At 67.3% G+C, this 12,469-nt stretch carries 13 protein-coding genes; 7 read left to right on the top strand and 6 right to left on the bottom strand.

The features are described 5' to 3' along the window. Positions 1 to 99: 99 nt before the first annotated feature. On the bottom strand, positions 100 to 678 hold the full coding sequence (locus B4915_RS02650; RefSeq protein ID WP_245907311.1) for a DUF3043 domain-containing protein: 579 nt from the start codon (positions 676 to 678) through the stop codon (positions 100 to 102). Between the two features lie 202 nt (positions 679 to 880). On the opposite strand from B4915_RS02650, the gene B4915_RS02655 reads away from it, so the two are divergent. From B4915_RS02655 to B4915_RS02680, 6 genes are all read left to right on the top strand, one after another. Further along, a complete protein-coding gene (locus B4915_RS02655) occupies positions 881 to 1,258 on the top strand; it encodes a HesB/IscA family protein (protein WP_105804298.1) in 378 nt (125 codons plus the stop codon). Between the two features lie 154 nt (positions 1,259 to 1,412). Continuing rightward, positions 1,413 to 2,267, top strand: a complete 855-nt coding sequence (gene ctaC / locus B4915_RS02660) for an aa3-type cytochrome oxidase subunit II (protein ID WP_105804299.1) — start codon at positions 1,413 to 1,415, stop codon at positions 2,265 to 2,267. 37 nt (positions 2,268 to 2,304) lie between these two features. Then, positions 2,305 to 3,936: an aa3-type cytochrome oxidase subunit I gene (gene ctaD / locus B4915_RS02665; protein ID WP_105804300.1), complete on the top strand. Its 1,632-nt coding sequence runs from the start codon at positions 2,305 to 2,307 to the stop codon at positions 3,934 to 3,936. Between the two features lie 18 nt (positions 3,937 to 3,954). Then, positions 3,955 to 4,377: a cytochrome c oxidase subunit 4 gene (locus B4915_RS02670; RefSeq protein ID WP_105804301.1), complete on the top strand. Its 423-nt coding sequence runs from the start codon at positions 3,955 to 3,957 to the stop codon at positions 4,375 to 4,377. A 28-nt stretch (positions 4,378 to 4,405) separates the two neighbouring features. Further along, a complete protein-coding gene (locus B4915_RS02675; protein WP_105804302.1) occupies positions 4,406 to 4,849 on the top strand; it encodes a GNAT family N-acetyltransferase in 444 nt (147 codons plus the stop codon). Between the two features lie 4 nt (positions 4,850 to 4,853). Next, positions 4,854 to 5,279, top strand: coding sequence for a TetR/AcrR family transcriptional regulator (locus B4915_RS02680; protein WP_105804303.1), 426 nt, complete (start codon positions 4,854 to 4,856; stop codon positions 5,277 to 5,279). A gap of 448 nt (positions 5,280 to 5,727) precedes the next feature. Here B4915_RS02680 and qcrB read toward each other — a convergent pair whose 3' ends face one another. Genes qcrB through ctaE form a run of 4 tightly spaced genes read right to left on the bottom strand, consistent with a single transcriptional unit; the run spans position 5,728 to position 9,947 of the window. After that, entirely contained in the window at positions 5,728 to 7,353 is a 1,626-nt protein-coding gene (qcrB, locus tag B4915_RS02685; protein ID WP_105804304.1) for a cytochrome bc1 complex cytochrome b subunit, read from the bottom strand. Beyond that, on the bottom strand, positions 7,350 to 8,465 hold the full coding sequence (gene qcrA, locus B4915_RS02690; RefSeq protein ID WP_105804305.1) for a cytochrome bc1 complex Rieske iron-sulfur subunit: 1,116 nt from the start codon (positions 8,463 to 8,465) through the stop codon (positions 7,350 to 7,352). Before qcrA ends, qcrB begins: the two co-directional genes overlap by 4 nt. 46 nt (positions 8,466 to 8,511) lie before the next feature. After that, positions 8,512 to 9,312: a cytochrome bc1 complex diheme cytochrome c subunit gene (gene qcrC, locus B4915_RS02695; RefSeq protein ID WP_105804306.1), complete on the bottom strand. Its 801-nt coding sequence runs from the start codon at positions 9,310 to 9,312 to the stop codon at positions 8,512 to 8,514. A 20-nt stretch (positions 9,313 to 9,332) separates the two neighbouring features. Continuing rightward, positions 9,333 to 9,947, bottom strand: a complete 615-nt coding sequence (gene ctaE, locus B4915_RS02700; protein WP_105804307.1) for an aa3-type cytochrome oxidase subunit III — start codon at positions 9,945 to 9,947, stop codon at positions 9,333 to 9,335. 190 nt (positions 9,948 to 10,137) lie between these two features. Between ctaE and trpD the strand changes: the two genes are divergently transcribed. Next, complete coding sequence (trpD, locus tag B4915_RS02705) at positions 10,138 to 11,202, top strand: anthranilate phosphoribosyltransferase (RefSeq protein ID WP_105804308.1); 1,065 nt, start codon at positions 10,138 to 10,140, stop codon at positions 11,200 to 11,202. 109 nt (positions 11,203 to 11,311) lie between these two features. On the opposite strand, the gene B4915_RS02710 is transcribed toward trpD, so the two are convergent. Beyond that, the gene (locus tag B4915_RS02710) at positions 11,312 to 12,385 is read right to left on the bottom strand and encodes a M23 family metallopeptidase (protein ID WP_105804309.1); all 1,074 of its coding nucleotides are present in this window, start codon (positions 12,383 to 12,385) and stop codon (positions 11,312 to 11,314) included. Positions 12,386 to 12,469: the final 84 nt, after the last annotated feature.

A 12,469-nucleotide genomic window follows, 5' to 3' on the forward strand; every position in this document is an offset into this window, starting at 1 on the left:
GGACCCCGCTCCCTCGTCCCGCAGTCGGCGGGACGATGCAGAACGGCCCGCGGAGATCCGCGGGCCGTTCTGCATCCGCCGTGGTTGCGGCGATGGGACTCAGGCGGGTCGCTGGCCCCGCTTGACCTGCGGCTTCGGCACGCGCAGCGGCCGGAACTGGAAGGCGCGCATGGCCGCGTACCAGCGGAATCCCGGCTGCACGCGATCCTCGCCGAACTTCTGCCCCAGCAGCCGCTTCAGGCGCATGCCCAGCAGCACGGCATCGATCACCGCGAGGCCGACGAAGGCCCAGATCACGATGAGGCTGATGACCTGGACGATCCCCGGGATGAAGGTCATCACGAGCACGACGAGCATCATCGGGATGAGCATCTCGCCCACGCTCCACCGGGCGTCGACGTAGTCGCGTACGAAACGCCGCTGCGGCCCCCGGTCGCGTGGCCCGAGGTAGCGCTCGTCACCCTCCATCATGCCGAGCCGGGCGCGCTCGCGAGCGGTGGCCTGCTGCCGGCGCTGCTCCTTGAGCACGGACTTGTCCTTGGAACCGACGATGGGGCGGGCATTGGCGGCCTGCGCCTGCTTGCGGGACGGCGTCGGCCGGCCCTTGCCGACCGCCTCGCGCTCCGCGGACCCCGCCTCGTCGTTCCCGGCCGCGCTGTCAACGCGCTTCTTCGCCACGCCACTCCTCTCGCTCGGCGCGGATCGCGCCGGATATTCCCTCGGTGCCGGCGCGACGCCGGCGGTCTCGTCAAGGATACCGCGCCCCATCTGCGTTCCCGCGCGAAGCCGGGCGCGAGCGGGCCGCCGAGGACGGCGCAGGGCGGCGGTACCGGGCGGTAGACTGGGGGAGACGGTATCGACGCTTGGACGAGGAGTTGGCATGAGCAGTGACACGAACGCAGCGGCCGGCGGCGTCGCAGCCCCTGAGCGGGCCCACGGGGTCTCGCTGAGCGAGGCGGCGCAGGAGAAGGTGCGGAGCCTGCTCGCTCAGGAGGGACGCGATGATCTGCGTCTGCGCATCGCCGTGCAGCCGGGGGGCTGCTCGGGACTCATCTACCAGCTGTTCTTCGACGAGCGGGAACTCGAGAATGACGCGGTGGTCGACTTCGGGGGAGTCGAGGTGGTCGTGGACCAGATGAGCGTCCCGTATCTCAACGGTGCATCGATCGATTTCGAGGACACCATCCAGAAACAGGGCTTCACCATCGACAATCCCAACGCGCAGGGCAGCTGCGCGTGCGGCGACAGCTTCAGCTGACGCCGCGCCCGCGCACAGCCGGCGCAACACCCGTGCTTCCTTGGTTCGGGAAATGCCCAGCTTCGCGCTAAGCTATCAGCGAGTCATCAGCTTCGCCGCACACGGTGCCGGCGAGAAACGTTTCGAAAGGTATGCGGTGCGTTCCAATCGTCGAATGAAATGGGTTGCGGCCCCGGTTGTACTCTCCGCGGCCCTCGTGCTCGCCGGCTGCACCCCCGAGCAGCAGCGCGGCTTCCTCCCCGACGGCTCCGAAGGAGCCACCAACCACACCGACGGGATCACCGGCCTCTGGGTCACCTCCTGGATCGTGCTGCTCGCCGTGGGCGTGGTGACGTGGGGCCTCATCATCTGGGCCACCATCGCCTACCGTCGCCGCAAGGGCCAGACGGGCCTGCCGGTCCAGCTTCGCTACAACATGCCCATCGAGACCTTCTTCACGGTGGTGCCGGTCATCCTCGTGCTCGGCTTCTTCGGCTTCACCGCCCAGGAGATGAGCAAGATCGAGCAGCGCTACGACGCGCCCGAGAATGTCGTCGAGGTCTTCGGCAAGCGCTGGTCCTGGGACTTCAACTACGTGGACGAGGACGTCTACTTCCAGGGCGTGCAGGTGCAGACCGACGACGAGGGCGAGGCCACCGAAGAGACCATGCCGGTGCTCTACCTCCCGGTGGACAAGACCACCGAGATCCGCCTCGAGACCCGCGACGTCATCCACTCGTTCTGGGTGGTCGAGTTCCTCTACAAGAAGGACATGATCCCCGGGCAGACCAACTACATGAGCTTCACCCCGACCAAGACCGGCGAATTCATGGGGAAGTGCGCCGAGCTCTGCGGCGAGTACCACTCGATGATGCTCTTCAAGGTCAAGGTCGTGGAGCAGGCGGAATACGACGCCTACATCGATTCGCTGCGTGCTGCGGGGAACACGGGCCAGGTGAGTGCCGAGGCGAACCCGAACCAGGGGCATCTCGCCGTGGACAACGAGAACGCCCAAGCAAGCAACGAGTAATCGCGGGAACTACTGAGGGAACTGGGGATAACAGAACATGAAGAAGGGCAATGTCATCGTCTCGTGGATTACATCCACGGACCACAAGGTGATCGGATACATGTATCTGATCAGCTCCTTCGTGTGGTTCCTGATCGGCGGCCTGATGGCGCTGGTCATCCGCGCCCAGCTGTTCGCGCCGAACCTCGAGGTGGTGGCGACGAAGGAGCAGTACAACCAGCTGTTCACGATGCACGGCACGATCATGCTGCTGATGTTCGCGACCCCGCTGTTCGCGGGGTTCGCGAACGTCATCATGCCGCTCCAGATCGGCGCGCCCGATGTGGCGTTCCCGCGGCTCAACGCCTTCGCGTTCTGGCTGTACACCTTCGGCTCGCTCATCGCGGTCGGCGGCTTCCTCACCCCGCAGGGCGCCGCGTCCTTCGGGTGGTTCGCCTACGCCCCGCTGTCGGACATGACCTACTCGCCCGGCGTCGGCGGTAACCTCTGGGTCCTGGGTCTGGGCGTGAGCGGCTTCGGCACGATCATGGGCGGCGTGAACTTCATCACGACGATCATCACGATGCGTGCCCCCGGCATGACGATGTGGCGCATGTCGGTGTTCACCTGGAACACCCTGATCACCTCGATCCTCGTGCTCCTCGTGTTCCCGGTGCTCGCAGCCGCGTTCTTCGGCCTGGCCGCAGACCGCATCTTCGGCGCGCAGATCTACAACGGCGAGGGCGGTGCCATTCTGTGGCAGCACCTCTTCTGGTTCTTCGGTCACCCCGAGGTCTACATCATCGCCCTGCCGTTCTTCGGGATCGTGTCCGAGATCTTCCCGGTGTTCAGTCGCAAGCCCATCTTCGGCTACAAGACCCTCATCTACGCGACGATCTCGATCGCAGCGCTCTCGATGACGGTGTGGGCGCACCACATGTACGTCACCGGCTCGGTGCTGCTGCCGTTCTTCGCGCTCATGACCATGCTCATCGCGGTGCCCACCGGTGTGAAGATCTTCAACTGGCTCGGCACCATGTGGCGCGGCTCGATCACCTTCGAGACCCCCATGCTCTGGTCGCTCGGCTTCCTGGTGACCTTCGTGTTCGGCGGACTCACCGGCGTCATCCTCGCCTCGCCGGCCCTCGACTTCCACCTCTCCGACACCTACTTCGTGGTGGCGCACTTCCACTACGTGGTCTTCGGCACCGTCGTCTTCGCGATGTTCGCCGGCTTCTACTTCTGGTGGCCCAAGTGGACCGGCAAGATGCTCAACGAGCGCCTCGGCAAGATCCACTTCTGGGTCCTGTTCGTCGGCTTCCACATGACCTTCCTCGTGCAGCACTGGCTGGGCGTCATGGCCATGCCGCGCCGCTACTACACCTACCTGCCCAGCGACGGCATCACCTGGGGCAATCAGGTGTCGACGGTCGGGGCGATGATCCTGGGCGCATCCATGATCCCGTTCCTGCTGAACGTGTACCTGACGGCGCGTCGTGCTCCGAAGATCACGGTCAACGATCCCTGGGGTTACGGTCGCTCGCTGGAGTGGGCCACCTCCTGCCCGCCGCCCCGTCACAACTTCACCTCGATCCCGCGCATCCGCTCCGAGTCGCCCGCCTTCGACCTCAATCACCCCGAGGTCAGCGGCATCGAGCAGCCGGTTCGCGTGAGCGAAGTCGCGAAGTAACTCCGAGGAGATCGCATCATGAAATCCAACATCGTCATCTTCTGGGTGCTCACCGCGTACTTCGTGGTGGTCGGAACGGCCTACACGATCTTCAGCTGGATCGTGGAAAACCGGATCGAGTGGGCCGGCTCGACCGCGATCGTGCTCTCCGGCGCGCTCACCGGCTTCATCGCCTTCTACCTCATGCTCGTGCAGCGGAAGCAGGGCGGCGTGCTGGTCGAGGATCGACTCGACTCCGACATCGACGACGGGGACCCCGAGCTCGGGGAGTTCAGCCCCTGGAGCTGGTGGCCGATCTTCCTGGCCTTCGGCCCGGCGCTCGTGATCGTCGGCCTCTGCATCGGCTTCCACTTCTGGCTGTCCTTCCTCGCGCTGCCGCTGGTTGCGATCGGCGTGGTCGGCTGGGTGTTCGAGTACTACCGCGGGAACTTCGCTCGCTGAGCGGGCCGTTCGCAGAGGGATCCAGCGCGTGAGCATCATCATACGCCGGGGCCGGGGCGAGGACGCTGCCGCGGTCTTCGCCCTGGCCCGCCAGTTCACCACGGGCCGCGAGTCGATCGGCCGCGACGAGTTCTCCGTCGCCTACGACAATGTGCTCCGGCACCGCGACCAGGAGACGAACGTGCTCTTCGTCGCGGAGCTCGACGGAGTGGTCGTCGGATACTCCCTGATGACCGTCTCGCGCCTCCTGCACGCTCCCGGACTGACCGCTCACCTCCAGGAGATCGTGGTCGACGAGGCCTCCCGTGGCAGCGGGGTCGGCGACCGGCTCATGCAGGCGAACGAGCACTACTGCATGGGTCGCGGGGTGCGGCAGCTTTCCGCCTCGACGGCCCGCATCGGATCCTTTTACAACCACCGCGGCTTCGAGCCGGTCGGCGAGCACTACCGCAAGATCCTCGATCTGCGGTGAACGCATGACGGATCGTCGCGCACGCAGGAGGCCGGGCGAGAACCGCAGGCACCTGATGGAGGCCGGACTCATCGAGTTCGGCCTCTTCGGCTTTCACGGCGCCTCCACGAAGGCGATCGCCGAGCGCGCCGGAGTGCCGCAACCTCACGTCTATGCGAACTTCAGCACCAAGCAGGAGCTATTCCTCGCCTGCGTCGACGGGGCCCTCGCGCAGCTCGTGGACGCTGGGCACGCTCCGTCATTCCGCCCCGATGCGCAGCAAGCTCGCCTGGTCGTCCAAGCGGTGGCCAGCTCCCGCGACCCGGACATGGGGGATCGTCTGCGCACCATGCTGAGCGCGGTCGAGAGGGAGCTGGGGTCGGAGAGCTTCGCGGCAGTGCTGCTCGCCGGCATGGCGGCGCTGCGGGCGGCCGACTCGCACGCCGGCTAAGGGGGTGCCTGCCGGTACCGCGGCGCTGCGAGCTGCGGGGCAAGCGGTGTGCCGATCTGCTTCGGGCGCGGCCTCTGGGCTGCGTCGTTGTGCGTCGGGCTTGCTACCCGGCTCTCTCGTGAGCGTGCCTCCGAGGATCCGGCCTGATCATTCAGCGGGCTGGGAGAGGCACCGGGGCGAGAGGCCCCGGGGCGAGAGGCACCGGGGGATCGTGCCCGGTATCGGCGCGATCACGTTCCCGGTCTTTCTCGGCAGCCGAGCTCTCGCGGATCCGTTTCGCAGTGGGCAGCTCCGCGTCCGGTGCGGAAGGTCACTCGGCCGGCCCGCGCGCGGTACGGTCTGTGCACGAGCTGGGGCAGGCGCCGGCACCGCACATGCCGGGAAAGGCGTGGAGCACACGAAAGCGGGGCCGCACCCGAAGGTGCGACCCCGCTCACAAAGGCCAGCTTCAGTGGCCCTCGTGGTGGCCCTGCTCGAGCTCGCCCTGGCTGGGCGGAACGATCCGGTCCTCGAAGAACCAGCGGCTGAAGCCAGCGCGAAGACGCTTCGAGAAGGGAATCCGGCCGTTGTCGTCGGGACGCAGCATGAGCGGTGCGTAATCGTGGTAGCTGACCAGCTGCCAGCGCTCGTACTCGTCGAGGGGCTTGTGCACCTCGATGTACTCACCGCCGGGGAGCCGCACGATGCGTCCGGACTCGTAGCCGTGGAGCGCGATGCTGCGATCCTTCTTCTGCAGGCCGAGGCAGATGCGCTTCGTCACGACGTACGCGATGATCGGGCCGAGGATCAGCAGTGCCTGGAGGGTGTGGATGACCCCCTCCATCGACAGCTGGAAGTGCGTCGCCATGATGTCCGAGCTCGCACCCGCCCACATGACCGCGTAGAAGGTGACGCCGGCGGCGCCGATCGCGGTGCGGGTGGGGGCGTTCCGCGGACGGTCGAGGATGTGGTGCTCGCGCTTGTCGCCGGTGACCCAGGCCTCGATGAAGGGGTAGATCGCGACGAGCACGAGGAAGACGAGCATGATGATGACGGGCACCAGCATGTTCCACGACCAGGTGTAGCCGAACCACTCCGTCTCCCACCCCGGCGGGATGAGTCGCAGCATGCCGTCGGCGAAGCCGATGTACCAGTCGGGCTGCGTACCGGCCGACACGGGGGAGGGGTCGTAGGGGCCGTAGTTCCAGATCGGGTTGATCCCCACGAGCGAGGAGATCAGCGCGATCACGCCGAAGACGATGAAGAAGAAGCCGCCGGCCTTCGCCGCGTACACCGGCAGCACCGGGAAGCCGACGACGTTCTGCTGCGTCTTGCCGGGCCCGGGGAACTGGGTGTGCTTGTGGATCACGACGAAGGCGAGGTGCAGCGCCACGAAGAGGATCACGAGCGCCGGCAGGAGCATGATGTGCAGCATGTACAGGCGTCCGACGATGTCGGTGCCCGGGAACTCGCCTCCGAAGAAGAAGTACGACAGGTAGGTGCCGATGACCGGGATCGCCTTGATGATGCCGTCGATGATGCGCAGGCCGTTGCCGGAGAGCACGTCGTCGGGGAGCGAGTAGCCGGTGAAGCCCTCGGCCATCGCGAGGATGAACAGCACGAAGCCGATCACCCAGTTGAGCTCGCGCGGCTTGCGGAACGCGCCCGTGAAGAAGATGCGGAGCATGTGCAGGCCGATGGATGCGACGAAGAGCAGCGCAGCCCAGTGGTGCACGTGACGCATCAGCAGGCCACCGCGGATCGAGAAGGAGATGTCGAGCGTCGACGCCATGGCGACGGACATCTCGAGGCCCTTCATCGGCACGTAGGGACCGTTGTAGTGGACCTCGGCCATCGATGCCTGGAAGAACAGCGTCAGGAAGGTGCCCGAGAGCAGGATCACCACGAAGCTGTACAGGGCCACCTCGCCGAGGAGGAAGGACCAGTGGTCGGGGAAGACCTTACGACCGAACTCCTTGACGGCGACGCCGATCTTGGTGCGCTCGTCGAGATAGTTGGCTGCCGCGGCGGTGAAGCGGCTCGATCCGCTCTGCGCCGTGCCGCTCTGCGCGGGGGATTCGGTTACGGTGCTCACTTGAGGCGCTCCCAGAAGCTCGGGCCGACAGGTTCATGGAAATCGCTCTGCGCCACGAGGTAGCCCTCATCGTCCACCGTGATGGGGAGCTGGGGCAGCGGCCGCTTCGCCGGGCCGAACACGACCTTCGCGTGATCGGAGACGTCGAACTGCGACTGGTGGCAGGGGCAGAGCAGATGGTGCGTGTGCTGCTCGTAGAGCGCCACCGGGCAACCCACGTGCGTGCAGACCTTGGAGTAGGCCACGATGCCGTCGTAGGACCAGTCCTTGCGCTCCGGCAGCTCCTTGAGCTCCGACTGGTCGAGACGCATGAGCAGCACGATGGCCTTCGCCTTGGCGTCGAGCAGGGTTTCGCTGCCGCCGCGCTCGTCGAGCGAGAGGCTCTCGAAATCCTCGTGGTTGAGCGTCTCGGGGATGACGTGGAAGGCGGAGCCGATGGTGACCTCGCTCGCCTTGATCGGCACGCCCGAGGGGTCGCGCGCCAGGCGCACGCCCTCCGCCCACATGGTGTGCTTGAGGAGCTGCACCGGGTTGCGATCCTGCGGCGCGAGACCGCGGAGGAGCGTGATGCCCGGGAGGGGGAATGCGATCAGCGCGCCGATGAGGCTGTTGCGCACGAGGGTACGGCGCGAGAAGCCGGACTCCTTGTCGGCGAGCTCGAAGACCTCTGCCGCTGCGGCGCGCGTCGGCTCGTCGCTCGCCACCGGGTGGCGCACGTCGATGGACTCGTGATCGGCCATGAGTGCCTTGCCCCAGTGGACCGCGCCGATGCCGATGGCGAGCAGCGCAAGCGCCATGCCGAGACCCACGAAGAGGGTCTGCAGCCGGATCGCCATGAGGTCGCCGGTCTCGATCGGGATCGCCATGTAGGCGATGACGGCGCCGAGGCTGCCGGCGATCGAGAGGTAGAAGAGCGAGTAGACCCCGCGCTCGGCGTTCTTGGCCTTCTTCGGGTCGAGATCCGTCACCCGCTTGCGGTGCGGGGGAAGACCCGGATTCTGCACCGCGTCGGACGCGATCACCGCGGTGCCGACCGCGGCCTCGACGTGATCGTGGCCCTGAGCGGCGACAACGGCGTCATGGCCACCGTTGTTCTTCGCTTCCTCTGCCATGTTGCTCCTTGATTCCTGACTCATGAACTCGTTGCGCGTCGCCGCACTAGTTGGACTTCGCGGTGACCCACACGGTGAGGCCGACGATCGCGCCCAGACCGATCACCCAGATGAAGAGGCCTTCGGCCACGGGGCCGAGCGATCCGAGGGTGATGCCGCCGACCGCGGGCTTCTCCTCGATGTACTTCAGGTAGGAGATGATGTCCGACTTCTCCTGCGGGCTGATGTTCGCGTCGCTGAACACGGGCATGTTCTGCGGCCCGGTGACCATCGCCTCGTAGATGTGGGTCGGCGCGACTCCGGTGAGGGCCGGAGCGAACTTGCCCTGGGTGAGCGCACCGCCGGCGGCCGCCACGTTGTGGCACATCGCGCAGTTGATGCGGAACAGGGTGCCGCCGTTCGCGACGTCGCCGTCGCCCTGCAGGTAGCGGCTGTCCGGCAGCTCGGGCCCGGGGGCGAGCGAGGCGACGTAGGCCGCCATCTGCAGCGTCTGGTCCTCGGTGAACTGCGCCGGCTTCACCATGCCCTGCGGGCCCTGGAAGGCGAGGGGCATGCGCCCGGTGCCGACCTGGAAGTTGACCGATGCGGCGCCCGCGCCGATGAGCGAGGGGCCGTCGTCGGTGCCCTGGGCGCTCGCGCCGTGGCACGTGGCGCAGTTGGCGCCGAACAGCTTCTCGCCGGCCTCAATGGTCGCGGGGGACTCGAGGTCGATCTCGGCGGTTGCCGAGGTCTGGCTGAAGCCGGTGTACGCGGCGCCGGTGACCAGCAGGCCGACGGCGACGAGCGCGGCGGTGGCAAGCGGGTGCCGACGCCCCGACTTGCGGACGTTCTTCTTGGCGCGAGCCATGATCTCGATTACTCCTGACCCTACTTGAGGACGTAGATGACGATGAAGAGGATGATCCAGACGATGTCGACGAAGTGCCAGTAGTACGACACGACGACGGCGCTGGTCTCCTCCTTGTGCGTGAAGTTCTTGACGGCGTAGATCCGGCCGATGACGAGCAGGAACGCGGCGAGGCCCAGGGTCACGTGGATGCCGTGGAAGCCGGTCGTCATGTAGAAGGCGGAGCCATAGGGGTCCGAGGCGAGGGTGACGCCCTCGGAGACGAAGGTCGCGTACTCCCAGACCTGGCCTGAGACGAAGATCGCGCCGAGCAGGACCGTGAGGTAGAACCACTCGACAGTGCCCCACTTCCGCGGGCTCCATCCCGTGCCGCGGGGCTGCATCCGCTCTGCTGCGAAGACGCCGGCCTGTGCGGTGAATGAGGAGGCGACCAGGATGAGGGTGTTGACCAGCGCGAAGGGGAAGTTGTGCTTGACCGTCTGCTCGGCCCACAACTCGGGGTTCATCGCGCGGAGGGTGAAGTAGATCGCGAAGAGACCCGCGAAGAACATGACCTCACTGCCGAGCCACACGATGGTGCCCACGGCGACGATATTCGGCCGCTTCACCGAGGGTGCGGCTGCCTTGGTATTCATAGTGGTCGTAGTCACCCCTCTATTATGGCTGAAAGTTTGGTGTGCGTTTTCACCTAGACTCGGCGCGCCGAACTTTCTGCAAGTTTCCTCCATAGCCTACCGGTTTTGACGCGTCGGATTTGCACAATCGCACGCGTAATCATCTGATGATGACGCGGATCCCGAGGGTCCTGATCGATAGAATCGCCGCATGATCGACGAACGCAACTGGCCGACTGTGCTGACCGCCCTGCTCGACGGGCACGACCTGAGCGTGGCTCAGGCCGAGTGGGCCATGTCTCGCTTCATGACGGGCGAGGCCAGCGGTGCCCAGATCGGCGGCTTTCTGGTCGCGCTCCGATCCAAGGGGGTCACGGTCGAGGAGGTGATCGGCTTCCGCGATGCGATCCTCGCCGAGGCCGCGCCGATCAGCCTCCCGGCGATGGCGCTCGACATCGTCGGAACCGGAGGCGACCGTTTCGGCACCGTCAATGTGTCGACGATGGCGTCGATCACGGCCGCGGCGGCCGGTGCGCCGGTGGTCAAGCACGGCAATCGGGCTGCGAGCAGCCTCTCCGGATCCTCCGATGTGCTCTCTGCGCTCGGGATCGATCTCTCGCTCGATGCCGAACAGCTGCGGAGCGCCTTCGACCGTGCCGGGATCGCCTTCGTCCACGCCGCCCGGTTCCTGCCCGGATTCCGCCATGTGGCGGGTGCGCGGGGAGAACTGGGCATTCCCACCGTGTTCAACTTCCTCGGCCCCCTCTGCAACCCGGTGCGGCCAGAGGCATCGGCCGTCGGCGTCGCGGACATCGATCGGGTGCCGATCTTCGTCGGCGTCTTCAGGCTCCGGGGGGCTTCCGCACTGGTCTTCCGCGGCGATGACGGACTCGACGAGCTCACGACCACCGGTCACTCCCGGGTGTGGGAGGTGAGCCGCGGCGGCCTCACCGAGCACGATATCGATCCGCGAGATCTCGGTATCCCGCGAGCCGAGATCTCGGAGCTGGTGGGCGGTACGCCCGAGGAGAACGCGGCGGTCGTGCATCGCGTGTTCGCGGGGGAGCGCGGGCCGATCCGTGACATCGTGCTGCTCAATGCCGCGGCCGGCCTCGTGGCCTACGAACTGGCGGAGCGCCCCGAGTCCGCGGAGCGCGCGCTGCTGGAGCGCCTCGGTGAGCAGATGCGCGCGGCCGAAGCCGCGATCGACTCGGGGGCGGCCGCGGCGAAGCTCGCCGCCTGGGCGGAGGCGACCACCGCGGCTGCGGGACTCTGACCGCTTCGCGGCGCCGTCCCGCCAGGTTCTCGGAGCGGAGGACGGGCCGCGGGCCCGGGGCCGTGCCGAGCGATGCTGCGGCTGCCGCTCAGGAGCACTCGTCAGCCGCTCAGGAGCCCCCGGCGGTCACGTTCCCGGAACTCGACGAGGCCTCGGGCTTGGCGGCCGTCGCGGTCTCGGTGCGCGGCTTGCGGGTGTACTCGGCGAAGAACGGCATGGGGTCCACCGGCTCGTCCTCCACGCGGATCGCGAGGTGGAGATGCGCTCCGAAGGACATGCCCGTGTTGCCGACGCGACCCACCTGCTCGCCCATGCGGACGGTGTCGCCCTCGGCGAGCTCGTGCGAGCCCATCTCCATGTGGCAGTAGCGGCTCGTCACCTCCGTGCCGTCGAGCTCGTGCTCCAGTTTCAGGCCGAACCCGCAGCCGTCGCTCGCGAAGCCGGCCTCGAGTACGGTGCCGTCCGCGATCGCGTGCACCGGGGTGCCCGCAGCCGCGGCGAAGTCCTGGGCGTCGTGGAACTGCGCGACGGGCGCGGTCCGGTAGCCGAAGCCGTCGGTGAGCGTGACGGGGCTCGTGAACGGATAGTTGACCAGCACCCGGTCGTTGAAGGCGAACGCGGTGGGGGAGGAGGTGTCCGGCACCGCTGCGGTGATCTCGGTGAACGAGGACGGCATGTCGTCGACGGAGACCTCGGAGAAGAGCTGCTGCGCGGAGTGCACCGCCGCATTGCTCGACGCGGCGCTCGTCTCCTGCGTCAGCGGAAGCGCGATCGTCAGCGTGAGGCCGCACACGCTCGCGGCGGCGGCGACGGCGGCGAGCCGGCGGCGTGCCGGCACCCGGCGGGCCGGGAAGGCGGAGGGCGGAATGCCGGTGGCGGGCGTGTGCTCGATGATGGGGGACCGGACCGACGCCGGCTCGGAATCGTTCGTTCCCGAGTGCGTCGCCCCGAGGCGCGTCTCGGCGGGCCGCGGATCCGCGGCCGCGCGTGGCCCGGTGCCGGGAGCATCCGACGATGCGGCCGCGGAGGCGGGCGCCGTCGTGGTGCGCCCGCTGCGGGGGAGGGGATCCTCGGAGGGGGGCTCGACTCCGGTGCCTCCGGCGGCTCCGGCGGCGTGTGCCTCGCGGAGCGATCGACGTGACGGATACGGGCTCGTGCCGCTCGGGGGTGTGGGCTGGGTCATGCAGTCTTCCGGATCGTGGGGCGCCGGGGGGGAGGCGCCGGGTGGGGAGGGGGCGCAGAAGATAACGAACAGGTTACAAGGTTG

The organism is Leucobacter massiliensis (assembly GCF_002982315.1).
Lineage (GTDB): Bacteria > Actinomycetota > Actinomycetes > Actinomycetales > Microbacteriaceae > Leucobacter > Leucobacter massiliensis.